A 22,172-nucleotide genomic window follows, 5' to 3' on the forward strand; every position below is an offset into this window, starting at 1 on the left:
CCCGCGCGACACCGGCCGCCCACCACGCGGCGTGGCGCGCCGCCCCGCCGCGCACCGGACGACGCGCGCCCTGCTCGGCCGCCCCGCCCCGTCCCGCCCCGTCCCGCACCGGCCGGCCACCCGCCCCGAGGGCGCCCGGGGATCACCGCCCGGGGCACCGGGCGGTGCGGCGGTCGGCCGGCCGGTCCCGGGCTCAGGCCGACACGGGCGTGAGGACCACGAAGTCCGCACCGGCCGGGTCGACGCAGACGGCGAGACGGCCGACGTCCGGCGCGTCCTCGGGGCCCATCTGTACGGTGCCGCCCTTCTCCCTGACCCTGGCGACCGTCGCGTCGCAGTCGGCGGAGCCGAACACGGGGTGCCAGTAGGGGCGGCCGCCGGTGAGGGTGAGCGCGTCGGCCGGGAGCTGCATGAGACCGCCGTGCATCCGCTCCGGCGGCAGGCCGGACGGGGTGATCAGGGAGTACGTCCCGCCGCCGCCCGGCAGGTCCAGATCCTGGGTCTGCCAGCCGAACAGGGCGCCGTAGAACTCCTTGGCGGCGGCCAGGTCCGTCGTGTACAGCTCCGTCCAGCCGAGGCTGCCCGGGCCGTCCACCGCTTCCACGCCCTTCGTCGACCCGGGCTGCCAGACCGCGAACTGGCCGCCCTGCGGGTCGGTGTACTGGGCCATCCGGCCCTCGCCGCCGGCGTCCATCGGGGCGACCCGCACCGTACCCCCCGCCCGCCGCACGGCCTCGGTGGTGGCGTCGGCGTCGGGCGTGCTGAAGTAGATCATCCACGCCGAACGGGCCCCTTCCTCGGTCAGCTTGCCGAGGCCGGCGACCACCTTGCCGTCCTGTCTGAGGGTGCCGTAGTCGTCCTCCTCCGGGCTGAACCGCTCGAAGTCCCAGCCGAACACCGAGCCGTAGAAGTCGGCCGCCGCCGGGACGTCGGGCGCGCCGAGGTCGATCCAGCAGGGGGAGCCGGGGGCGAAGTCAGTGGTGATCACGGCGCGTGCCTCGTTTCGCGGACGTCACGGAAATCGCGTACGGCAGCAGCCTGACACCCCCCACTGACATCCGCCCTCCGGGAGCGACGAACCGGTGAGACGACGCACCGGGGCCCCGCGGGCCGCTCCTCGGGCGCGGCGCCGCCGACCCGGTCCACGGGGCGCGGGACCGGGGGCCTCAGAAGCCGTGCGGGTGGCGGAACAGCCGCCCCGGGTCGTACGCCGCCTTCACCTTCACCAGCCGGTCGATGTTCGTCCCGTAGTAGGCGCGACGCCAGTCCCGCAGCGCCGGGTCCGCGTAGTTCTGATACGCCCGGCCGCTCGCCCACGGGCGCATCACGTCGTACGTCGCGTCCAGCCATGCCCGGTGCCGGGCCACCGTCGCCGCCGGGGCGCGGTCGGGCCAGGAGACGATGTACTGGGCCAGGAAGAGCGCGTCGCGGTGGACGAACGCCGTGTCACCCGCCCGTACCCGGTTCACCGCGCCGCCCATGGCGTCCAGCGCGACGCTGCCCGCCCCGCCGCCGCTGAGCCGTGCCAGCTGTTCGACGCGGGCGATCAGCGCCTTGACGCCGGCGGCCGGAACGGGACGCGTGTAGAAGTCGGAACGCGCGGCGTACGACTCGCGGGCCACCCGGCCCTGGGGGGTGCGTCCGGGGAGCGAACCCTTCTGGTGGGCCTGCGCGATGCTCCAGCCGGACACCCCGCCCATCACCTTCATCGCGTCCATGAACGGGCGCGTGCGGATCGACTCCGACGCGGGCGCCGCCCCGATGGCGCCGGCCAGCCGGTCGAGCCGGTTCTCCAGGTCCCTCCGGCCGGTGAGCGCCAGGCCGCCGACCCGGACCGAGCCGGGGCGCCCGCCCGCCGGGGCCGCCAGGTGCAGATTCGCCCAGATCCCGTCCGGGGCGGCAGGGGCCCAGCGCTGCCACTCCCGTACCACGGCGGCGGCGCGCGCCCAGGGCCAGCGGAGGAAGAACGTGGTGCACTCGGGCGCGGCGTGGGTACGCATCCGCAGCTCGGTGACCACCCCGAACTGGGCGTTGCCACCGCCGCGCAGCGCCCAGAACAGGTCGGGGTCGCGCTTGGCGTCCACGTCCCGGACCCGGCCGTCCGCGGTGACGATCGTGGCACCCGTCAGGCTGTCGCTGGAGACGCCGTAGGCGCGGCTGACCACACCGATCCCGCCGCCGAGCACCAGCCCGGAGACGCCCACGGTCGGGCAGGACCCGGCCGGCACCGTCCGGCCCCGGGCGGTCAGCCGGTCGTAGACGTCGATGAGTTTGGCACCCGCGCCGATCGTCGCGGTGCCGCCCGTCAGGGAGACGGACGCCATCCGCTGCACGTCGACGATCAGGCCGGGCCCCGACGACCAGCCCGTGTACGCGTGCCCGCCGCTGCGCACCGCCACCGGCACTCCCGTCCGGCGGGCGAACGCCAGGCAGCCGCGGACGTCCTCGGGCCGGGCGCAGTAGGCGATCCCGGCCGGACGCACGGCGTCGAACCGGGGGTTGAACAGCGTCCGGGCAGCGTCGTAGTCGCGGTCGCCCGGCCGCACCAGCGTCCCGTCGAGCTCCTTGGCCAGGGCCGCCCAGTCCGCCGCCCGGGGCGCGCCCGGCGCCTTGGGCGCCGCGGTGGCCGATCGGGCGGCGCCGCCCGCCGTCCCGGCGAGGAACGCCCCGGACACCGCGGCCGCGGCGCCGGCCCCCAGGAGACGTCGGCGGCTCGGCCCGCCGCCCGTCTCCGCCTCGGTGGCGCCGCCCTGTGCCGTCGTCCGCTCCATAGTCCGTCCCCCACTGCCGTGTCCGTCCTTCGCAGAGAGGATGATGAGAGGAAACGGCTCGAGGTTGCGTCCGACAACCGCGCGTACAAGGGGGATTGACATGGCAGGCGGCACCGAACGCACCGCGGCGCCCCGGGACCGGTTCACGCGGCTGGGCACTTCGCCCGTCGCGGCGGCCGTCCTGACGGGGACGGTCGCGCTGTCGATGGTCCTGGTGGCCTTCGGCAACATCACCGACTTCGGCACCAATCAGCAGTTCGTCCAGCACGTGCTGGCCATGGACACCACGTTCAAGGACCCGCAGCTGATGTGGCGGGCGATCACCTCACCCGCCCTGCAGAACGCGGCGTACCTCGCCATCATCGTCTGGGAGGTGCTCAGCGCGGCCGTCCTGGTGTTCGCCACCTGGCTCTGGGCGGTGGGGCTGCGGCGGAACACCCTCGACCGCGCGCGCCGGGCGAGCAGTGTGGGCCTGGTGATGGTCCTGCTGCTGTTCGGCGCGGGCTTCTTCGGCATCGGGGGCGAGTGGTTCGCGATGTGGCAGTCCTCGGACTGGAACGGCCTGGACTCCGCGCTGCGTTACGTCGTGCTGGCGGGCTTCGCCCTGGTCGTGGTGCACCTGCCGGCCGGGGCGCGGCAGGCGGACTGACGCCGGACCCGGGCGCCCCCTCGCCGGGCGTTCCCGGGCGGGCGCTCGGCACGGACGCCGTCACCCGTCCGGCCGGGACCGGTGGCCCGGTCGTACGGGCGGCTGCAAGCTGGCGTTTCCGCGTACGGAGCGGCAGCAGGTCCTGCTGGGTATCGCCGGTGTCGGGAGAGTCCACGTGCGGGTCGCCATCGTTGGTCAGGGCTATGTCGGAGTCACCGGGGCGGTCGTCCTCGCCCGGCAGGGGCATCACGTGACGGGCATCGAGCGCGAACCGGCCCGGCTGGCCGCCCTGGAGGCGGGCCGCGCGCCGGTGTCGGAGCCGGGACTCCAGGAGGAACTGACGCTGGCCAGGGAGACCGGCCGGCTGGCCTTCGCGGCCGACCTCGCCCACACGCACCTCAGGCAGCCCTTCGACGTCGTCCTGATCACGGTGGGCACACCGCCCGGCGAGGCGGGGGCGGCGGACCTGTCGCAGGTGGTGGCGGCCCTCACGGAGGTGGCGGCCCTGCTGCCGCCGCCGACCGTGGTGCTGAAGTCGACCGTGCCGCCCGGCAGCAGCGCCCGGCTCCTCCAGGCGCATCCGCAACTGCGGGACCGCTACGCCTACAACCCCGAGTTCCTCAACCAGGGCAGTGCCCTGGACGACTGGACCTCGCCGTCCCGGACGGTCGTGGGACTGTGGTCGCCCGGCGCGCTGCCGGTGCTGCGCCGGCTGTACGGGGAGCTGACGTGCCCCTGGGTGGTCACCACCCCCGACACCGCCGAGATGATCAAATACGCAGGCAACACCTTCCTGGCCATGAAGATCAGCTTCGCGAACGAGGTCGCGCGGCTGTGCGCCGCTCCGGACCTCGACATCGACAAGGTGATGCAGGGCGTGGGCCTCGATCCGCGGATCGGTCACGCCTTCCTCCAGCCCGGCCTGGGCTTCGGGGACTCGTGTCTCCCCAAGGACACCGCCGCGCTGGCGCACTGGGCGGCCGGCCGGGGCGTGGAGACGCCCCTGCTCGACGCGACCATCGCCGTCAACCGCGCCCAGCCGGGGCTGGTGCGCGACGTCCTGCGCGAGGAACTGGGCGAGCAGCTGGCCGACTGCGAGATCGCCGTCCTCGGCGCCCGCTACGAGCCCTGGAGCGACGACATGCGGGCCGCGCCCAGCCGCGTCCTCGTCCCCCGACTGGTCGCCGAGGCGCGCGGCGTCCGGGTCTGGGACCCGGCCGTGGAGCCGGAGCGACTGCGGCGGCTCTTCCCCGGCGCCCGTCCGTGCGCCGACCTGAGCGCGGCCGTTCAGGGTGCCCGGGCGGCGGTCGTCCTCACGGAGTGGCCGGAGACCATCGAGGCCGACTGGTCGCTGCTGGCCGCCAGGATGGCGCCGCCCGCGGTGGTCGTGGACGGGAAGAACTGCCTGCTGCCCGAGCGGCTGGCCGGCCTGCCGCTCACGTACCGGGGCGTCGGCAACCGGCTCCCGGACCGCGCCGATGCCCCCGCCGGGGCGCCGCGCCCCGCGCCGAGCGCGTAGCCGCGGGCGGCCCGTCCGGCGCGTCGGCCGCACCCCGCGTACCCCGCGTCGGGCGCGGCCCGGACCGGGTGCCGGACCGCACCGGACGGTCCAGGCCGGACCGCACCGGACGGCCCGGTCCCGAGGTCAGCCGGCGGAGGGCGCGGTGCGCCGCACGGTGATCGCGTTGACGCGGATCGCGTACGGGGCGGTGTCCTCGGCCGTCAGCGCCCGCACCGCGTCCGGGCCCAGGGCGACGGTCACGTTGGCGCAGAAGGCCACGGCGTACAGGTGGTCACCGGTCTCCTCGTCCTGGAGGGCGAACAGCAGGTTGTAGTAGTAGCTCGTGCTCTCCGGTTCCTCCCGGTAGAAGGAGAGGTGGGTACCGCTGTGGTCGTACAGACCCACGAAGGCGTCGGTGAGCGCCCGTCCGGTCCTCTCCCAGAAGGCGGGGCTGGCGAACGGCCGCGGCAGGGCCTGGCGCACGGCCTCCTGGAGGGAGAGGACCATCACGCTGACGGGTGCCGTCTCCTGGAGTCCCCAGCCGCGGACGATCTTCACGGTCGAGCTGTCCGGGATGGCGCTCGCCGCCCTGCTGATCTCGCCGAAGTCGAAGTCCACCGTCGCCGGGGCGATCGCGTGCTGGAATCGGGTCTCGATGTCCCGTGCCGGCTCCATGAAGGACGATCCCACCTCGAAGACCGGCCTGAAGGTCGTCCCGTCGGTGGCGATCCGGTCAACCATGGTTGCTCCTAGCGTGTCGGAAGTGATCGCGCCCGGTCGGTCAGTATGCCGTTCCCCCGGGCGGCCTTCGCACGGGTGTCCACTTCCGCGCCGTCCCCGGCCCCGGCCCCCGAGGTGTCAGGCCGTCAGCCGGCGCGGCAGCCAGCGCAGCTGTACCGCCTGCTGGAACGCCTCGCCGCCCTCGTGGTCGTTGAAGTCGTAGACCTCGATCGCCTTGTCCTCGTGGGCGTACGCGTTGAACGCCGCGAACACCGTCGAGGGCGGGCAGGTCAGGTCCTCCAGGGCGGTGGAGAACAGCGCGGGCGCCGAGCCGCGCGCCGCGAAGTGCACGCCGTCGAAGTACGCGAGGGTCCGCGCGACCCGCTCGGAGCGGCCCCGGTGCGTCTTGAGGTAGGAGGCGATCTCCCGGTACGGGGCGCGGTCGGTGAGGGTCGTCGCCCTCGGGAAGTCGCACAGGAACGGGACGTCCGGCGCGACGGCCGCCAGGCCGGGCACGAGGCCGCCGACGGCCAGGGCTATGCCGCCGCCCTGGCTGACGCCCACGGCGGCGGTGCGCGAGGCGTCGGTCAGCGGGTGCGACCGGGCGGCCTCCACGGCGCGTACGGCGTCGGTGAACAGCCGCCGGTAGTAGTACTCGTCCGGGTCCTCCACGCCGCGCGTCATGAACCCCGGGTACGCGGGCCCGCTGCCCGCGGGATCGGGCGTGTCGCCGCCGGCCCAGCCGCTGCCCTGGCCACGGGTGTCCATCACGAAGTGCGCGAACCCGGCCGACGCCCAGAGCAGATGCGTGTGCGGGAGGCCGCGCCCGCCTCCGTAGCCCACGAACTCGACGACGACCGGCAGCGGCTCCCGGGTGCCGGCGGGCAGGACGAACCAGCCCTTGACGGGGTGGCCGCCGAAGCCGGCGAAGGTGACGTCGTACACGTCCACCGTCGAGAGCGCGGTGTCCACCGGCTCGAAGCGCGCGGCGAGTTCGTGGGAGCGGGCCTCGTCGAGCGTCCTGGTCCAGAAGGCGTCGAAATCCTCCGGCTCCCGGGACGCGCTGCGATACGTACGGAGCCGGTCGAGGGGCAGGTCGAAGTGCGGCATGGGTCACCACCGTGATCGTCGGACTGGGTGATCACACGCTAACCGGCCCCCTCGGGCCCTCCAAGGGCGTCCGCCGCCCCGGGGCGGATCATGGAACGGTGAACACCCCACCCACCCCCACCGCCGCCACACCGGTCGCCCGCCACGGCAGGCTCAAGGTCTGCGGCACCAGGCTGTGCGACCGGCACGGTACACCGGTCCAGTTGCGCGGCATGTCCACGCACGGCCTGCAGTGGTACCGCCGCTGCGTCACCGACGCCTCGCTGGACGCCCTGGCCACCGACTGGAGGGCGGACGTCCTGCGCGTCTCGATGTACGTCCAGGAAGGCGGCTACGAGACCGACCCGCGCGGCTGCACCGACCTGGTGCACTCCGTCGTCGAACAGGCCACCGCCCGCGGCCTGTACGCCATCGTCGACTGGCACATGCTCAGCCCGGGCGACCCCCACCACAACCTGAGCCGCGCCAAGACCTTCTTCTCCGAGATCGCCCAGCGGCACGCCGGCAAGAGCAATCTGCTGTACGAGATCGCCAACGAGCCCAGCGGCGTCGGCTGGTCCCGGATCAGGAGCTACGCGGAGGAGCTGATCCCGGTCATCCGCGCCCAGGACCCGCGCACCCCCATCCTGGTCGGCACGCGCGCGTGGTCGTCGTTCGGGGTCTCGGAGGGCTCCGACGAGACCGAGGTCGTCAACGCCCCGGTGCGCGCGTCCAACATCATGTACACCTTCCACTTCTACGCCGCCTCGCACCGCGAGGAATACCTCGCCACACTCTCCCGGGCGGCTGACCGGCTCCCGGTCTTCGTGACCGAGTTCGGCACCCAGGACCACGCGGGCGAGGGCGCGAACGACTTCACGATGGCGCAGCGCTACCTCGACCTCATGGCGCGGAAGGGGATCAGCTGGGTCAACTGGAACTTCTCCGACGACCACCGCTCGGGCGCCGTCTTCGCCACCGGCACCTGCGCCGACGACGGCCCCTGGACCGGCACCGGCCCGCTGAAGCCGGCCGGCGTGTGGATCCGTGACCGGATCAGGTCGGGTCACGGCCTCTCCACCCCCTGACCCCACCCGTCCGCCCCGCCCGCCCGCGGTCCCGGCGGGCGGGGCCCTGCTCGTCGGTGGCTGCGGCACGGCAGGCCGACCGGTGACGGCCACGGCGGTGACGAGCGCCGCCGTATTCTGCCGCCATGACCGATCAACCGAACGAGCAGCTCCGGCCGATGCCCGACGACTGGCGGCGCGCTCTCGCCGTGGTGGCTCACCCCGACGACCTGGAGTACGGGTGTTCCGCGGCCGTCGCGGCGTGGACGGACGGCGGCCGCGAGGTGGTCTACGTCCTCGCGACGCGCGGCGAGGCGGGCATCGACACCATCGACCCGGCCACCTGCGGGCCGTTGCGCGAGCGGGAGCAGCGGGCCAGTGCGGCGGTGGTCGGAGTGTCGGAGGTGGAGTTCCTCGACCACCGGGACGGCGTCGTCGAGTACGGCCCCGCGCTGCGCCGTGACATCGCCGCCGCCATCCGGCGCCACCGGCCCGAGCTCGTCATCACGCTCAACCACCGGGACACCTGGGGGGGAGTGGCCTGGAACACCCCCGACCACGTCGCCGTCGGCCGGGCGACCCTCGACGCGGCCGGTGACGCCGGGAACCGCTGGATCTTCCCCGAGCTGGCCGAGCAGGGCCTCGAACCCTGGGACGGAGTCCGCTGGGTGGCCGTCGCGGGGTCGTCCTCACCGACGCACGCCGTCGACGCGACGCCCGGCATGGAGCGCGCCGTGAGGTCGTTGCTGGAACACCGCGCCTATATCGAGGTGCTCACCGACCAGGACCCGGAGGAGTACTGCCGTACCTTCCTCACCGCCAACGCCCAGGCCGCGGCGCCGAGGTTCGGCGGGCGGCCCGCCGTGGCGTTCGAGGTGTTCAGCCGCTGACCAGCCGGCCGACGGCCGCCGTGCCGGAGGAGGTGTACCCCCTGGCCATCGCCATGGGCCCCCCGCCGGCGCGGCGGACCCGGGCCGCACGGGCGCCGTACAGCACCCGCGCCAGCTGCCCCACGACGTGCGGGGGCCGCACGACCAGCCGCAGGAACCGGCTGGAGCTGCCCAACTTGTCGCCGCACTCCCGCACCAGCACCGCGTGCTCGGTCGGCAGCCGGTCGCGCGGCGCGGCCTCGTCCACCTGACCGGGGGCGCGTCGCCCTCGGGGGGCACTGCGGGTTCCTGGATGTCGCGGGACTGTTCCCCTTCGGGCAAGCGACCGCTTAGTATGCGGCGAGTGCGACCCAGCGCGGTACTGCCCGACACCTTGTGGAGGCCCTCGATGCAGGCATGGCGTGTACACCGGAACGGCGAGCCGGGCGAGGTGATGCGGCGCGAAGAGGCGGACCGGCCCACGCCCGGTGACGGGCAGGTCCTGCTGAAGGTCCGGGCGGCGAACATCAACTTCCCCGACGCGCTGCTCTGCCGGGGCCACTACCAGGTACGGCCGCCGCTGCCGTTCACGCCCGGGGTGGAGATCTGCGGCGAGACCGAGGACGGCCGGCGTGTGATCGCCACGCCGTCCCTGCCGTACGGCGGGCTCGCCGAGTACGTCGTCGCCGACGAGGCCGCGGTCCTGCCCGCGCCCGACGCGCTCGACGACGCCGAGGCCGCCGCCCTGCACATCGGCTATCAGACCGGGTGGTTCGGGCTGCACCGCCGGGCGGCCCTCCAGGAGGGCGAGACGCTCCTCGTCCACGCGGCGGCGGGCGGCGTCGGCAGCGCGGCCGTCCAGCTCGGCAGGGCCGCCGGGGCGAAGGTCGTCGGGGTCGTCGGCGGCGCCGAGAAGGCCGCCGTCGCGCGTGCCCTCGGCTGCGACGCCGTGATCGACCGGCACGCGGACGACATCGTCGCGGCCGTCAAGGAGTTCACCGGCGGCCGGGGAGCCGACGTGGTCTACGACCCGGTCGGCGGCGACGCGTACGCCAAGTCCGCCAAGTGCGTGGCCTTCGAGGGCCGGATCGTGGTCGTCGGATTCGCGAGCGGCGACATCCCGGCGCCCGCCCTCAACCACGCGCTGGTCAAGAACTACTCGATCATGGGCCTGCACTGGGGCCTGTACGACCGGAAGGACCCCGGGGCGGTCCGCCGCTGCCACGACACCCTCACCGGGTACGCGGCCAAGGGCCTGATCAAGCCGCTGATCAGCGACCGGGTCGCCTTCGAGGACGCGGCGGCCGCCGTGCAGCGGGTCGCCGACGGCACGACGACGGGCCGGCTCGTCGTCCTCCCGGCCGCCACGGAAGGAACCGCACGATGACCGACGCCACCGAACTGCTCCGCCGGACTCGGGATCTGCTGGCCGCGCACCCGCCCGCCACCACCGGCCGGACCGACTTCCTCAAGGCCCGCTTCGACGCCGGCCTGGCCTGGGTCCACTACCCCGAGGGCCTCGGCGGCCTCGACGCGCCGCGCTCCCTCCAGGGCGTCGTGGACACCGCGCTCGCCGAGGCCGGCGCCCCGGACAACGACCCGCGCCGCATCGGCATCGGCCTCGGCATGGCGGCCCCGACGATCCTCGCGTACGGCACCGAGGAGCAGAAGCGGCGGTTCCTGCGGCCCCTGTGGGTGGGGGAGGAGGTGTGGTGCCAGTTGTTCAGCGAGCCCGGCGCCGGCTCCGACCTCGCCGCGCTCGGCACCCGCGCCGTCCGGGAGGGGGACACCTGGGTCGTCAACGGCCAGAAGGTCTGGACGTCCAGCGCGCACGTCGCCCGCTGGGCCATCCTCATCGCCCGCACCGACCCCGACCTCCCCAAACACCGGGGCATCACGTACTTCCTGTGCGACATGACCGACCCCGGCGTGGAGGTCCGGCCGCTGCGCCAGATCACCGGCGAGGCGGAGTTCAACGAGGTCTTCCTCACCGACGTACGGATCCCCGACGCCCATCGCCTCGGCGAGGTCGGCGACGGCTGGAAGGTCGCCCAGACCACGCTGAACAACGAGCGCGTCGCCATCGGCGGCGCCCGCATCCCGCGCGAGGGCGGCATGATCGGGCCGGTCTCGCGTACCTGGCGCGAACGCCCCGAGCTGCGCAGTCACGACCTCCACCAGCGCCTGCTGGACCTGTGGGTGGACGCCGAGGTCGCCCGGCTGACCGGTGAGCGGCTGCGCCAGCAGCTCGTGGCGGGCCAGCCCGGCCCCGAGGGCAGCGGCATGAAGCTCGCCTTCGCCCGCCTCAACCAGGCGATCAGCGGCCTGGAGGTGGAGCTCCTCGGCGAGGAGGGTCTGCTCTACGGGGACTGGACGATGCGCCGCCCCGAGCACGTCGACTTCACCGGCCGCGACGCCGGCTACCGCTACCTGCGCTCCAAGGGCAACTCCATCGAGGGCGGTACGAGCGAAGTGCTCCTGAACATCGTCGCGGAGCGCGTCCTCGGACTGCCCTCCGAGCCGCGCAACGACAAGGACGTCGCATGGAAGGACCTGGCGCGATGACCGACCTGCTGTATTCCGAGGCCGAGGGTGACCTGCGCGCCGCCGTACGGTCCCTGCTGGCCGACCGCGCCGCCCCGGCCGGGCTGACCGGCCGCGTCGAGGACACCGGCGCCCACGACGCCGCGCTCTGGCAGGCACTCGCAGCCGACATGGGCGCCGCCGGTCTCCTCGTGCCCGAGAAGCTCGGCGGCCAGGGCGCGTCACACCGGGAGGCCGCCGTCGTGCTGGAGGAGCTCGGCCGCGCGGTGACGCCGGTCCCGTACCTCACCAGCTCCGTCGTCGCGACCGAGACGCTGCTGGCGGCCGGGGTGGGCGAGCTGGCCGGTGAGCTGGCCGGCGGGCGCAAGGTCGCGGTGCTCGCCGTCCCGCTCTCCGCCGGGCCCGGCCACGATCCCACGGCCACGGCCACGGTCACCGGCGTCGCCGACGCCGCCCGCGCCGACGTCCTGCTCGTGGTGCGCCCCGACGGGCTGTACGCGGTCGACGCCGCCGACGCGACGATCGTGCCGCAGACCCCGCTGGACCTGACCCGCCCGCTCGCCGCCGTGACCGCCGACGGCGGCGGAACCCGGCTCGCCGACGCCGGCACCGCCCGCGCGGCGGTGCGCCGGGGCCTGCTCGCCGGTGCCGGACTGCTCGCCTCCGAGCAGCTGGGGGTGGCCGAGTGGTGCCTGGAGGAGACGGTCCGGCACACCCGCGAGCGCCATCAGTTCAACCGGCCGGTCGGCTCGTTCCAGTCGCTCAAGCACCGGATGGCACAGCTCTGGCTGGAGGTGGTCAACGCCCGCGCCGCCGCGCGGAACGCGGCCGACGCGCTCGCCACCGGCAGCCCCGAGGCGCCGCTGGCCGTGGCCGTCGCGCAGGTGTACTGCTCGCGCGTCGCGGTGCACGCGGCCGAGGAGTGCGTCCAGCTGCACGGCGGGATCGGCATGACCTGGGAACACCCGGCCCACCTCTATCTGAAGCGGGCGAAGTCGGACCAGATCGCCCTCGGCTCGGCGGGGCAGCACAAGCGCGCCCTCGCCGACCTGGTCGATCTCCCCGCTCCGGCCTGATCGGGTAAGGACCGCAAGAGGCGCCCACCCCTCTACATGCTGTTTAATGCGAACCGTTCGCAACAGCAGCTGATCTTCACCAGTTCGACCGAGGGGTGTGGAACCATGTCCGCCCGATCCATACGCGGCATGGCCGCCGCCACGCTGGCCACCACCCTGGCCATCACCGCGGCGGCCTGCTCGAATCCCGTGGCCACCACGACCTGCTCCGCCGGGGACAGCGCGGTCGTCGGCATCGCGTACGAGCCCGAGTCGCTCAGCCCGCTCCTCGGGTACGGCAAGGACGGCAACTCCAAGATCTTCGACGGGCTGCTCGCCTTCGACGGCGACATGAGGCTGAAGCCCGCCCTCGCCGTCGAGCTGCCGCGGGTGAGCCCCGACGGCCTGACGTACACGTACCGGCTTCGCAAGGGCGTGAAGTTCAGCGACGGCAAGCCCTTCACGGCCAAGGACGTCGTCTTCACCTACCGCACCATCCTCGACAAGAGGACGAACAACGCCTCCAAGACCGAGCTGGAGGCCCTCAAGGACGTGCGGGCCGCCGGCGACGACACCGTCGTCTTCACCCTCAAGTACCCCTACGCGCCCTTCGCCGAGCGCACCGTCCTCGGCATCGCGCCCGAGCACGTGGCGGGGAAGCAGGACGTCAACAGCGGCCCCTTCACCACGCGGCCCATCGGCACCGGACCGTACGTCCTCACCGACTGGTCCAGGGGCGAGAAGATCGCCTTCAAGGCCAACCCCGGCTACTGGGGCGGCGCGCCCAAGGTGAAGAAGTTCACCATGGCGATCATCAAGGACGACGACGTCCGCGCCACCCGCCTGCGCTCCGGCGACCTCGACGGTGCGATCCTGCCCCCCAACCTCGCCAAGGGCTTCAAGGGGGACCGCGCCAGAAGGACCTTCGAGGCCACGAGCTACGACTACCGCCTGGTGACCCTCCCCACCCACAACCCGGTCACCGGCGACACCGCGGTCCGCCGCGCCCTCGACGTCGCCGTCGACCGCCGGGCCATGGTCGACCGGATCCTCGAAGGCGCCGGGAAGCCCGCCTACGGCCCGGTGCCCACCGACAGCGAGTGGTTCACCCGGGGCACCGAGCGCGCCCACGACCTCGCCGCGGCCGAGAAGATCCTCGACGGCGCCGGCTGGAAGCCCGGCCCCGACGGCATCCGTGTCAAGGACGGCGTCCGCGCCGCCTTCCCGCTCTGGTACCTCTCCGGCGACAAGCTCCGCCAGGAGCACGCCCTCGCCTACGCCTCCGACGCCAAGAAGGCCGGCATCGACATCAGGACCCAGGCCGGCACCTGGGAGGTCATCGAGCCCCGGATGAAGCACGACGCCGTCCTCGCCGGCGGCGGCTCGCCGGGAGACCCCGACTTCGACCAGTACCTGCTCCTCAAGTCCTCCCTCGGCGGCGACGGGTTCAACAACATGGGGTGGTACGACAACCCCGCCGTCGACAAGGCCCTCGACGAGGGCCGCAGGACCGACGACAAGGCCGCCCGCAAGGCCGCCTACGACACCGTCCAGCGCGAACTGGTCAAGAACCCCGGCTACACCTTCCTGACCCACATCGACCACCTGTACGTGGTGAACGACGCGTGGGACGGCATGTCCACCCAGGTCGAGCCGCACGACCACGGCCTCGCCTCCGGCCCCTGGTGGAACGTCGAGAACTGGATCCCCAAGAGCACCAAGGGCACGCAGAACACCAAGGACACTGACGGCACCAAGGGCACCAGCAGCACCAAGGGCACCGAGGGCGCGGAGAAGTGACCGTCAAGCACACCGGCCGGCGCCTTCCCTGGGCGGCGATGGCCCGGATGGCGGGGCGGCGCGCCCTGCTCGCCGTCCCCGTCCTCCTCCTGGTGACCTTCGCGGTCTTCGCCGTCGCCGCCGCCTCGCCGTTCGACCCCGTCAAGGCGTACGCCGGCACCGCCGGACTCACCGCCTCCCAGGAGAACCTCGACCAGCTGCGCGCCAACCTCGGCGTCGACCAGCCCCTCGTGACCCGCTGGTGGAACTGGCTCACCTCCGCCCTCACCGGCGACCTCGGCAACTCCGGCGTCATGCGCCAGCCCGTCGCCGACGTCATCGGCGAACGCGTCGGCTGGTCGGCCCTCCTGGCCGCCGCCGCCTTCGCCGTCGCGATCCTGCTCGGCACCGCGCTGGGCGTCCTGGCCGCCCGCCGCCCGGGCGGGTGGCTCGACCGGTGCGCCGGCTCCGCCGCGTACACCCTGGAAGCCGCCCCCGCCTTCTGGCTCGGGCTCCTCGCCATCTGGTTCTTCGCCCTGGAGCTGGACGTCCTCCCGGCCGGCGGGCTCACCGACACCGCCAGCGAGACGGTCACCCCCGGCCAGGTGGCCTCCCACCTGGTCCTGCCCGCGCTCGTGCTCGGCGTCTCGCAGTTGCCCTGGTTCTTCCTGTACGTCCGCCAGGGCGTCGCCGACGCCCTCGACGAGGACCCCGTACGCGGCGCACGCGCGCGTGGCCTGAACGAACGCACCGTCCTCCTCGGGCACGCCCTGCGCTCCGGCATGCTGCCCATGCTCACGCTCATCGGCTCGCGCGTACCCGAGCTGATCACGGGCGCCCTGCTCGTCGAGTCCGTCTTCAGCTGGCCCGGCATCGCGGCCGCGACCGTACAGGCCGCCACCTCCGTCGACTTCCCCCTGCTCGCCGCGCTCACCGTGCTCGCCACGGCGGCGGTGCTGCTCGGCAACCTCCTGTCCGACCTGCTGTACGGACTCGCCGACCCGAGGGTGGGCTTCGATGGCTGACGTCGTCTGGCGCTCCCACGGGCGCACCCGCCGCTCCACCCGCACCGTGCGGGTGACCGTCTCCGCCGTCATCACCGGCGCCGTCGTCCTGGCCGTGCTGCTCGTACCGCCACTGGTCCGGCTCGACCAGCAGGCCGTCGACCTGGCGCTGAAGCTGCGGCCCCCGTCCTTCGAGCACCCCTTCGGCACCGACGACGTCGGCCGCGACCTGCTGCTGCGCTGCGTCTACGGGCTGCGCGTCTCGCTCCTCGTGGGTGTCGTCGCGGCCCTCGTCGCCACCGTCATCGGCACGGCCGTGGGCGCGGCCGCCGCCGCGTTCGGCGGCTGGACCGACCGGCTCGTGATGCGGCTCGTCGACACCTTCTCGTCCGTACCGCACCTGCTGCTCGGCATCTTCGTCGTGGCGATGTTCCGTCCGGGCGTATGGCCGGTCATCGTGTCCGTGGCACTTACGCACTGGCTGTCCACCGCCCGGATCGTCCGCTCCGAAGTGCTGTCGCTGCGCTCCCGCCCCTACGTCGACGCGGCGATCTCCGGCGGCGCGTCCCGGTGGCGGGTCACGGTCCGCCACCTGCTCCCCGCGGTGCTGCCGCAGGCCGGCCTGGCGGCGGTCCTCATGGTGCCGCACGCCATGTGGCACGAGTCGGCGCTCTCCTTCCTCGGCCTCGGGCTCCCGGCCCACCAGGCCAGCCTGGGCAACCTGGTGCAGACCGCACGCGGCTCGCTGCTCGCCGGCGACTGGTGGCCGACGCTCTTCCCGGGCCTCTTCCTGATCGTCCCGACGCTCGCCGTCGCGGGCCTCGCCGGCGCCTGGCGGGAACGGATCAACCCGCGCCGCCGATCGGAGCTCATGCTGTGACGCCCGTCCTGTCCGTCAGGGACCTCTCGGTACGCTTCCGCATGCGCGGCGGCCGCCACGTCGCCGCCGTCGACGCCGCGAGCTTCGACCTCGCGGCGGGGGAGTGCCTGGCGCTCGTCGGCGAGAGCGGCTGCGGCAAGTCCGTCCTCGCCTCCGCGCTGCTCGGCCTCCTGCCCGGCAACGCCCTCACCGCCGGCACGGCGGTGATCGACGGCACCGACCTTCTCGCCGCCGACGAGCGCACCCTCGCCCGGACGGTGCGCGGCCGCCGCGTCGGCCTGGTCCCGCAGTCCCCGGCCGCCCACCTCACCCCCGTACGCACCGTGCGCGCCCACCTGGAGGAGACGCTGCGCGCACTCACCGGCACGCCCCGGCGGGAGCTGCGCGCGGCGGTGGCCGAGGCGGCGGAACGCGCCGCCTTCCCGCCCGGCCTGCTCGACCACTACCCGCACGAGCTGTCCGGCGGCCAGGCTCAGCGCGCCGCCACCGCCCTCGCGCTCATCGGCGACGCCCCGCTCCTGCTCGCCGACGAACCGACCACCGGCCTCGACCGTGACCTCGTCGACCGCACCGTCGACGAACTGCGCCGCCACGCCGACGACGGCCGGGCCCTCCTGCTGATCACCCACGACCTGGCCGCCGCCCGGCGCGTCGCCGACCGGGTCGCCGTGATGTACGCGGGACGGATCGTCGAGCTCTCCGACGCCGGCCGCTTCTTCGGCGACCCGGGCCCGCGGCACCCCTACGCCCGCGGTCTGCTCGCCGCCCTGCCGGAGCGGGACTTCACCCCGATCCCGGGCATGCCCCCCGAGCTGAGCGCCCTGCCCGACGGCTGCGCCTTCGCCGCGCGCTGCCACCGGGCCGACGACGCCTGCCGGGCGGTGCCGCGCATGGCCGGCGGCGTCGCGTGCCACCACAGCGGCGAGGAGCACCACAGCGAGGAGCCGGTCCGTGCTTGAACTCCACGCCATCACCGCCGGGTACGACCCCCGCGCCCCCGTCTTCCACGGCGCCTCGCTGACCATCGCCCCCGGCGAGGCCGTCGGGCTGCTCGGCCCCAGCGGCTGCGGCAAGTCGACCCTCGCCCGGGTCGCCGCCCTGCTGCACCGGCCCGACGCCGGCCGGGTCGTCGTGGACGGCACGGAGGTACGCCGCTGGCGCCACCGCGCCCCACGGGAACTGCGCACCGCCATCGGTGTCGTGTTCCAGCAGCCGAGGACGTCCGCCGACCCGCGGCTGCGGCTGCGCGACCTGATCGCCGAACCCCTGCGGGCCACCGGCCGCGGCGACCTGGCCGCCGGCCGGGTCGCGGAACTGGCCGCGGCGGTCGGCCTCACCGACGACCTGCTGGGCCGCCGCCCCCACGAGGTCAGCGACGGGCAGCTCCAGCGCGCCTGCCTGGCCCGCGCCCTGGTGCTGCGCCCGCGCTGGCTGGTCTGCGACGAGATGACCGCGATGCTCGACGCCTCGACGACCGCGGCCCTGGTCGCCGTGGTCGAGGCGTACCGCCGCGAGCGGGGTGCCGGGCTGCTCGTCGTCGGCCATGACCGCGTCCTGCTGGAGCGCTGGTGCGACCGGACGGAGGAGTGGGCCGACCGCGTTCGCACACCCTGACGGTCCCCGGTCCGCCTGCTCCGGGACCCCCGTACGGCACGCCCCGGTGGCCGTCCCCACAAGCCCCCGGGGCGGCGCCACCACGGGGTGGCGCCGGGTGTGGCCCGCACGGCCGGGGGCAGGCGCGACCATATGACCGAGACGTTCAAGCCCGGCGCGTGGGGCACGGAAGACCCGCGCGACGAGCCGGCGCGGCTGCGCGAGCAGATCCGTCACCTCCGCGCCCAGGCCCGTAACCGCCCCCTGATCGCGGAGGCGCAGGGCATCCTCAGGGAGCGGTACCGGCTGCCCGACGCCGAAGCGGCCTTCGCGCTGCTCCAGTTCGCCTCACAGCGTCACAACGTGCGGCTGCGCACCCTCGCCCACGCGGTCGTCCGCCTGGAACGGCCCGACGAGGGGGCCGGCGTCTGGTTCCCCGGCCGGGTCCGGCACCCGGCCCCCGCGCTGGAGTCGCTGGCCATCGACGACGCCTCGCACGCCCATCGCGGCGCCGTCCTGGGCGCGGTCCTGTCGCACACGCTGGCGGTCACCGCCACGCACATGGGCAACGTGCAGATTGCCGACCAAGCCACCGACGGGCTGTGGATCGAGAAGCACGCCGGGCTCAGCGACGACTTCGTGGACTTCTTCGGGTTCGTCGGCAAGGACGGGACCTCCTGCGCCCAGGCGGCGAAGGACGTGGCGCAGGTGACCGTACGGGACGTGGCGGCCGACCCGCTGTTCACCGAGGACGCCCGCCGGGCGATCCTGGAGGCGGGCAGCCGTTCCTGCCACAGCGTGCCCCTGGTCGCCGGAGGCCGCTGCGTGGGCATGGTCTCCGCCCACTTCGAACGGCCCATCGGCGACCTCCACGGCGCCCAGCTCAAGGCCCTGGAGCAGACGGGCCGCGAGGTGGGCCGCTGGCTGGCCTGGTACGACCGCACGGTCGTCCTCGACGCGCTGGAACACCTCCACGCCGCCGCCCGCCACCCCGAGGCGCGACCCTCCCGCCGGCGCTGACCCGCCCCCGCCACCGGCGACCCGGCCGGGCCCGCCCACTTCCTCCGCGTCCACGACGGGTAACGGGCCACCGGCAGGTCGTACCCGTTCGGCCGACGTGCCGTACGTCCGGACGGCGCCCCCACTCCGCCAGACTGGCCGCCGAATGCCGCACACCGGGTGCGGCGCTGGCCGAGGAGGGTGACACATGGCCGTATCCATCTCCGTGGTGCTGCTTCTGCTGATCCTGGCGGTGATCTTTCTGCGCAACGGCGGCCTGAAGATCTCGCACGCGCTGGTGTGCGGCCTGCTCGGGTTCTTCCTCGCGAGCACCAGCCTGGCGCCGACCATCTACAACGGTGTCTCCGCCACCGCCGACGTCGTCAGTGGTCTCAAGCCCTGAGGGGGTCCCGCCGGCCGGGCCGGACCGAGGAACGGTGCCGGGCGTCGTCACGAGCCCGGCCGGATGCGCAAGACGGGCCCTAGGGCGCCTCGGGCCGTACGAAGACCCCGATCCCGTTCGGTACGGCCCGCTGGGTGCCCCCGCTGGGGTGGTTGAGCACGCTGACCCTGGTCGCCCCCGCCTTCCGGGCCACCAGGGTGGACGATCCGCCGCCGTCCAGGTTGACGGCGTCCGTCGCGCCCAGGTCCCGCATCGCGTCCGCCACCTCGACGACCGTCAGCCCGGTACGGAACCCCGCCGAACCGTCCAGCGCGAGCAGCAGCAGCCGCTGCCCGGCGTCCCGGACACCCGCCGCCGTGCGCACCGCCGGGGTCACCCGGTCCATACCGCTCAGCGGCTCCCCGCCGCGCAGCACCGGATAACCCCCCACCGCGAAGCGGAACGCGCCGCCCTCCGCCCCGCCCTCGGCCGCGACCAGCGCGTACGTGATGTCGACCCGGTCGCCGACCGCCATCCGCCGCAGCTCGCGCGCGCCCGCCTCCCGGCCGACCAGCACCTCCGTGCCCGAGGCGATCGCGCCCCGGCCGGGCTTCTCCGCGACCGACACCACCTCCCCGCCGCGCACCGTCACCTCGTACGTCTCGTCGCTGCACGGCGCGTCCCGCCGCGTGTCAGTGCCGCAGACGGCGCGCACCCGGGAGGCGGCGCCCCAGTCCTTGGTGAACACCCCCACCGAATCCACCGGCAGCGCGTACTGGTTCAGCCCGCCCAGCGTCAGCTCCCCCTGCCGCGACGACACCGTCCCGTCCAGCGCCAGTTCACCGATCCGCGCCCGGCCGTCCTCACCGACGCCCAGCACCTGGCGGGTGTTGGTGCCGGGCGGCAGCGCGGGCCCGAAGCGCTGTCCCGTGGGCACGGCGGCCTTCAGCGCCCGCCCTTCCGCCACCGCCGGGCCCACCGGGGCGCCGGTCGCCTCGACACCGGTGTGCTGGGTCTCCGACATGTGGAAGAAGTCACCGTTGACACCGCCCACCGCTCCCGCGCCGTCGGCGAGCGCGGACAACGACGAGCGTGCCGCCACCACCCCCGGGTACAGCAGGCCCGTCGACACGCGCGCGTTGCCCAGATCCACCGACAGCAGGTGAGCGCGGGCGGTGCCGCGCGAGGAGGTGATGTCGAACCACCGGTACTCCACCCCCGGCGCCACCCGATGCCACGCCGGCGCCGGGGCGGCGGACGGAGCACCCGCCAGGGAGGCGCCCAGCAGGGACACCAGAAGAAGCATCAGAAACGCACGGCCGCGCGTCACGGTCACGGTCCCCCCACGGTATAGGGCAACTCCCACAGGTCTCGGAAGAGTTGCCCGTCCGGGGCCGCCTACGAACCGCCCAGTCGCGAACGAATGAGGAAATGTACGCCATTCGGGGCCTTGCGGGGAGAACCCGCCACCCGCGCCCCACCACCACGTCCACGATCGGCCGAGTGCGGCTCCACGGCGCCTACGGCGCCCGCGGCACCCGGAACCGCACCCGGCCGGCCGCCGCCCCGGTCGGCGCCGCGCGCGGGCGCTGATGTCTCGTCACCGTCCCCCACGGGAACCACACCGCACGGGGCGACGGGGCCGCGCGCCCGGCCGCGTCACCGGTTCCGCGCGAACCACCGCCGTGCGAAGTCCACCGCGTCGGCGACCTCCACCAGCCGGCACCGCGCCGACCCCACCACCCCGCTCCGCACGGCGCCGCCCCCCGACCGCTCCAGCTCGGCGCCCAGTGCCGCGAAGTCGCGGTCGTCGAGCGCGACGTCCTCGTACCGCCACCACCGGCGCACCCCGCCGTCCCGCACCACACAGCGGTACGTCCGGCGCGGCGGCCGGGCCACCCGGTACTCGCCGAGGTGGAAGGCGGTGCACGTGCCGAACCCCGTACCCAGCATCAGCACCCGAGCCCGCAGGTCGTACAGGCGCGCCAGTGGCGAGTCCTCGCCCAGGTGACAGTCGGGGCGGTGCCCGGAGACCACCTTCTCGGCGTACGGTCCCAGGGCGGCGAACGACGTCTGCGGGTGGGCGCTGCGCATCGCGCCGGGACTCCGGCGGACGATCTCCGGCAGGACGCCGAGACCGGCGTCGCACGGCATCGTCTCCGCGTCGTACGGCGGCATCGCCGCCCGCACGGCCGCCCGCCCGGCCTCACCGAGCAGGCGCACCCGCTCACGGTAGGCGGACGAGGTGTCCGAGTTGCGCGCCGTGAACGCCGGGACCACCACCGTGCCGTCCGGCCCGAGTGCCTCCCGCACCGCGCGCAGCACCGTCGCCCCGCCGCCGGCCACCGGCCCCACCGCCCGTAACGACGCGTGCACCAGCAGGAAGCCGCCCGGCTCCACCCCCAGCGCGGCGAGCTGGGTGCCGAGCTGACGCTCCGTATGTACCCCGGTCCCGGTCACAGCCGCTCATTCCGTCCGCCGATGGCCATGGGCGCCCATCGTAGGGCCTTCGGCGCGCCCCGACGGCCCTCATAAGCGGCCAAACCGTACGCCGTCAGGATGGCGTCAAAGGCCGGTGCCGCCCCGTCAGCACGGCGTCAACGAGGGGTCACCCGCGGGGGCGGCCGGGCATACCGTCGAGACACGCCCCGGCGGCCCTCCCCGCGCCGGGGCCCCGCTCGCTCCGAGGATCCCTCCAGGAGGAAGCCATGGCCATGCTCCCGTGCGGCGACGACGACGATCCGGCACCTCCACGGTCCGGCCCGGCGGGGGTGTTGTACGTCCCCGTCCGGCCGGGACCCCGAGGGTGGGCCGTACGCCTGTTCCGCACCCCGCCCGGCGGCCGTACCGCCGTCGGCTTCACCTCCGGGCGGCGGCTCACGGCCGCGCTGGGCCCGCACCAGCCCTGGATCCGCCTCGCGGGCCCCGCCCTGCGGACGCTCACGGAGCCGCTGGGCATCGCCACCGTCACCGTGGACCCCCGGTTCACCGCCCCGGCCGCCACCTCCGCGCCACCCGCCAACGGGACGGCGCCCCGCGCGACCCGGGTCCTCCCGGCACCCCAGTCACCCCCGGCACGCGCGGCGTCCGGGACACCTCAGCCACCCCGGACACCCCAGCCACCTGCGGCGCCCCCAGCACCCCAGTCACCGCCGGTACTCCCGGCCCATCCGGCGCACCCGGCGGCCCAGGTACCGCAGGCGCCCCCGGCACACTCGCCCCGCCCCATCCGCCCGGCGCCCGCGCCGGCCCTGCCGACCGGTTGAAGGG

Annotated in this window: 22 protein-coding genes; 15 read left to right on the forward strand and 7 right to left on the reverse strand. The window is 74.4% G+C overall.

What is annotated here, in order from left to right; genetic code table 11:
* Positions 1 to 193 precede the first annotated feature (193 nt).
* Together IE109_RS19595 and IE109_RS19600 are read right to left on the reverse strand one after the other, a co-directional pair.
* Complete coding sequence (locus IE109_RS19595) at positions 194 to 988, reverse strand: VOC family protein (RefSeq protein WP_189552230.1); 795 nt, start codon at positions 986 to 988, stop codon at positions 194 to 196.
* A 178-nt stretch (positions 989 to 1,166) separates the two neighbouring features.
* On the reverse strand, positions 1,167 to 2,771 hold the full coding sequence (locus tag IE109_RS19600) for an FAD-binding oxidoreductase (protein WP_189552231.1): 1,605 nt from the start codon (positions 2,769 to 2,771) through the stop codon (positions 1,167 to 1,169).
* 100 nt (positions 2,772 to 2,871) lie between these two features.
* Between IE109_RS19600 and IE109_RS19605 the strand changes: the two genes are divergently transcribed.
* Together IE109_RS19605 and IE109_RS19610 are read left to right on the forward strand one after the other, a co-directional pair.
* A complete protein-coding gene (locus IE109_RS19605) occupies positions 2,872 to 3,420 on the forward strand; it encodes a DUF2165 domain-containing protein (RefSeq protein ID WP_189552232.1) in 549 nt (182 codons plus the stop codon).
* Positions 3,421 to 3,595: 175 nt separating this feature from the next.
* Positions 3,596 to 4,939 (forward strand): UDP-glucose dehydrogenase family protein, encoded by a 1,344-nt coding sequence (locus tag IE109_RS19610; protein ID WP_189552233.1) that lies wholly within the window; start codon positions 3,596 to 3,598, stop codon positions 4,937 to 4,939.
* A gap of 126 nt (positions 4,940 to 5,065) precedes the next feature.
* Here IE109_RS19610 and IE109_RS19615 read toward each other — a convergent pair whose 3' ends face one another.
* Together IE109_RS19615 and IE109_RS19620 are read right to left on the reverse strand one after the other, a co-directional pair.
* Positions 5,066 to 5,662, reverse strand: a complete 597-nt coding sequence (locus IE109_RS19615; RefSeq protein WP_189552234.1) for a Type-2Aa cytolytic delta-endotoxin — start codon at positions 5,660 to 5,662, stop codon at positions 5,066 to 5,068.
* 117 nt (positions 5,663 to 5,779) lie between these two features.
* Positions 5,780 to 6,751, reverse strand: a complete 972-nt coding sequence (locus tag IE109_RS19620) for an acetylxylan esterase (RefSeq protein WP_189552235.1) — start codon at positions 6,749 to 6,751, stop codon at positions 5,780 to 5,782.
* A 98-nt stretch (positions 6,752 to 6,849) separates the two neighbouring features.
* Between IE109_RS19620 and IE109_RS19625 the strand changes: the two genes are divergently transcribed.
* Together IE109_RS19625 and IE109_RS19630 are read left to right on the forward strand one after the other, a co-directional pair.
* Entirely contained in the window at positions 6,850 to 7,818 is a 969-nt protein-coding gene (locus tag IE109_RS19625; protein ID WP_229891267.1) for a glycoside hydrolase family 5 protein, read from the forward strand.
* Positions 7,819 to 7,943: 125 nt separating this feature from the next.
* A complete protein-coding gene (locus IE109_RS19630) occupies positions 7,944 to 8,687 on the forward strand; it encodes a PIG-L deacetylase family protein (protein ID WP_189552236.1) in 744 nt (247 codons plus the stop codon).
* Here IE109_RS19630 and IE109_RS19635 read toward each other — a convergent pair.
* Positions 8,677 to 8,934: a hypothetical protein gene (locus tag IE109_RS19635; protein WP_189552419.1), complete on the reverse strand. Its 258-nt coding sequence runs from the start codon at positions 8,932 to 8,934 to the stop codon at positions 8,677 to 8,679. The genes IE109_RS19630 and IE109_RS19635 overlap by 11 nt on opposite strands.
* 141 nt (positions 8,935 to 9,075) lie before the next feature.
* Here IE109_RS19635 and IE109_RS19640 point away from each other — a divergent pair, with 141 nt between their 5' ends.
* The 10 genes from IE109_RS19640 to IE109_RS19685 all read left to right on the forward strand — a co-directional run bounded on the left by IE109_RS19640 (position 9,076) and on the right by IE109_RS19685 (position 18,923).
* Complete coding sequence (locus IE109_RS19640; protein ID WP_189552237.1) at positions 9,076 to 10,053, forward strand: NADPH:quinone oxidoreductase family protein; 978 nt, start codon at positions 9,076 to 9,078, stop codon at positions 10,051 to 10,053.
* The gene (locus IE109_RS19645) at positions 10,050 to 11,231 is read left to right on the forward strand and encodes an acyl-CoA dehydrogenase family protein (RefSeq protein ID WP_189552238.1); all 1,182 of its coding nucleotides are present in this window, start codon (positions 10,050 to 10,052) and stop codon (positions 11,229 to 11,231) included. Before IE109_RS19640 ends, IE109_RS19645 begins: the two co-directional genes overlap by 4 nt.
* Positions 11,228 to 12,286, forward strand: a complete 1,059-nt coding sequence (locus IE109_RS19650) for an acyl-CoA dehydrogenase family protein (protein WP_189552239.1) — start codon at positions 11,228 to 11,230, stop codon at positions 12,284 to 12,286. Before IE109_RS19645 ends, IE109_RS19650 begins: the two co-directional genes overlap by 4 nt.
* Before the next feature lie 105 nt (positions 12,287 to 12,391).
* Positions 12,392 to 14,065 carry an ABC transporter substrate-binding protein gene (locus tag IE109_RS19655; protein WP_189552240.1) on the forward strand — a complete coding sequence of 558 codons (1,674 nt, stop codon included), beginning with the start codon at positions 12,392 to 12,394 and terminating at the stop codon, positions 14,063 to 14,065.
* Between the two features lie 38 nt (positions 14,066 to 14,103).
* On the forward strand, positions 14,104 to 15,069 hold the full coding sequence (locus tag IE109_RS19660; RefSeq protein WP_189552392.1) for an ABC transporter permease: 966 nt from the start codon (positions 14,104 to 14,106) through the stop codon (positions 15,067 to 15,069).
* Positions 15,062 to 15,928, forward strand: a complete 867-nt coding sequence (locus tag IE109_RS19665) for an ABC transporter permease (protein ID WP_189552241.1) — start codon at positions 15,062 to 15,064, stop codon at positions 15,926 to 15,928. The genes IE109_RS19660 and IE109_RS19665 overlap by 8 nt, the downstream gene beginning before the upstream one ends.
* 41 nt (positions 15,929 to 15,969) lie before the next feature.
* Positions 15,970 to 16,887 carry an ABC transporter ATP-binding protein gene (locus tag IE109_RS19670; RefSeq protein ID WP_189552391.1) on the forward strand — a complete coding sequence of 306 codons (918 nt, stop codon included), beginning with the start codon at positions 15,970 to 15,972 and terminating at the stop codon, positions 16,885 to 16,887.
* Positions 16,880 to 17,542 carry an ABC transporter ATP-binding protein gene (locus tag IE109_RS19675; protein ID WP_189552242.1) on the forward strand — a complete coding sequence of 221 codons (663 nt, stop codon included), beginning with the start codon at positions 16,880 to 16,882 and terminating at the stop codon, positions 17,540 to 17,542. Before IE109_RS19670 ends, IE109_RS19675 begins: the two co-directional genes overlap by 8 nt.
* A 132-nt stretch (positions 17,543 to 17,674) precedes the next feature.
* The gene (locus IE109_RS19680; RefSeq protein ID WP_189552243.1) at positions 17,675 to 18,541 is read left to right on the forward strand and encodes a GAF and ANTAR domain-containing protein; all 867 of its coding nucleotides are present in this window, start codon (positions 17,675 to 17,677) and stop codon (positions 18,539 to 18,541) included.
* 187 nt (positions 18,542 to 18,728) lie between these two features.
* Positions 18,729 to 18,923 carry a hypothetical protein gene (locus IE109_RS19685; RefSeq protein WP_064067989.1) on the forward strand — a complete coding sequence of 65 codons (195 nt, stop codon included), beginning with the start codon at positions 18,729 to 18,731 and terminating at the stop codon, positions 18,921 to 18,923.
* Between the two features lie 79 nt (positions 18,924 to 19,002).
* Here the strand turns inward: IE109_RS19685 and IE109_RS19690 are convergent, their stop codons facing one another.
* A complete protein-coding gene (locus IE109_RS19690; protein ID WP_189552393.1) occupies positions 19,003 to 20,208 on the reverse strand; it encodes a phosphodiester glycosidase family protein in 1,206 nt (401 codons plus the stop codon).
* Positions 20,209 to 20,561: 353 nt separating this feature from the next.
* Complete coding sequence (locus tag IE109_RS19695; protein ID WP_189552244.1) at positions 20,562 to 21,362, reverse strand: AAC(3) family N-acetyltransferase; 801 nt, start codon at positions 21,360 to 21,362, stop codon at positions 20,562 to 20,564.
* 248 nt (positions 21,363 to 21,610) lie between these two features.
* On the opposite strand from IE109_RS19695, the gene IE109_RS34050 reads away from it, so the two are divergent.
* Positions 21,611 to 22,168 carry an SAV_915 family protein gene (locus tag IE109_RS34050; protein WP_229891269.1) on the forward strand — a complete coding sequence of 186 codons (558 nt, stop codon included), beginning with the start codon at positions 21,611 to 21,613 and terminating at the stop codon, positions 22,166 to 22,168.
* Positions 22,169 to 22,172: the final 4 nt, after the last annotated feature.

Source organism: Streptomyces lavendofoliae, assembly GCF_014649735.1.
In the GTDB taxonomy this organism is placed as follows: Bacteria; Actinomycetota; Actinomycetes; order Streptomycetales; family Streptomycetaceae; genus Streptomyces; species Streptomyces lavendofoliae.

What these genes read in the sequence shown, in the direction of transcription:
- IE109_RS19600 (WP_189552231.1), bottom strand. Translation starts at nt 2,771, where the DNA reads ATGGAGCGGACGACGGCACAGGGCGGCGCCACCGAGGCGGAGACGGGC.
- IE109_RS19605 (WP_189552232.1), top strand. Translation starts at nt 2,872, where the DNA reads ATGGCAGGCGGCACCGAACGCACCGCGGCGCCCCGGGACCGGTTCACG.
- IE109_RS19615 (WP_189552234.1), bottom strand. Translation starts at nt 5,662, where the DNA reads ATGGTTGACCGGATCGCCACCGACGGGACGACCTTCAGGCCGGTCTTC.
- IE109_RS19620 (WP_189552235.1), bottom strand. Translation starts at nt 6,751, where the DNA reads ATGCCGCACTTCGACCTGCCCCTCGACCGGCTCCGTACGTATCGCAGC.
- IE109_RS19630 (WP_189552236.1), top strand. Translation starts at nt 7,944, where the DNA reads ATGACCGATCAACCGAACGAGCAGCTCCGGCCGATGCCCGACGACTGG.
- IE109_RS19640 (WP_189552237.1), top strand. Translation starts at nt 9,076, where the DNA reads ATGCAGGCATGGCGTGTACACCGGAACGGCGAGCCGGGCGAGGTGATG.
- IE109_RS19645 (WP_189552238.1), top strand. Translation starts at nt 10,050, where the DNA reads ATGACCGACGCCACCGAACTGCTCCGCCGGACTCGGGATCTGCTGGCC.
- IE109_RS19650 (WP_189552239.1), top strand. Translation starts at nt 11,228, where the DNA reads ATGACCGACCTGCTGTATTCCGAGGCCGAGGGTGACCTGCGCGCCGCC.
- IE109_RS19655 (WP_189552240.1), top strand. Translation starts at nt 12,392, where the DNA reads ATGTCCGCCCGATCCATACGCGGCATGGCCGCCGCCACGCTGGCCACC.
- IE109_RS19660 (WP_189552392.1), top strand. Translation starts at nt 14,104, where the DNA reads ATGGCCCGGATGGCGGGGCGGCGCGCCCTGCTCGCCGTCCCCGTCCTC.
- IE109_RS19665 (WP_189552241.1), top strand. Translation starts at nt 15,062, where the DNA reads ATGGCTGACGTCGTCTGGCGCTCCCACGGGCGCACCCGCCGCTCCACC.
- IE109_RS19670 (WP_189552391.1), top strand. Translation starts at nt 15,970, where the DNA reads ATGCGCGGCGGCCGCCACGTCGCCGCCGTCGACGCCGCGAGCTTCGAC.
- IE109_RS19680 (WP_189552243.1), top strand. Translation starts at nt 17,675, where the DNA reads ATGACCGAGACGTTCAAGCCCGGCGCGTGGGGCACGGAAGACCCGCGC.
- IE109_RS19685 (WP_064067989.1), top strand. Translation starts at nt 18,729, where the DNA reads ATGGCCGTATCCATCTCCGTGGTGCTGCTTCTGCTGATCCTGGCGGTG.
- IE109_RS19690 (WP_189552393.1), bottom strand. Translation starts at nt 20,208, where the DNA reads ATGCTTCTTCTGGTGTCCCTGCTGGGCGCCTCCCTGGCGGGTGCTCCG.
- IE109_RS34050 (WP_229891269.1), top strand. Translation starts at nt 21,611, where the DNA reads ATGGCCATGCTCCCGTGCGGCGACGACGACGATCCGGCACCTCCACGG.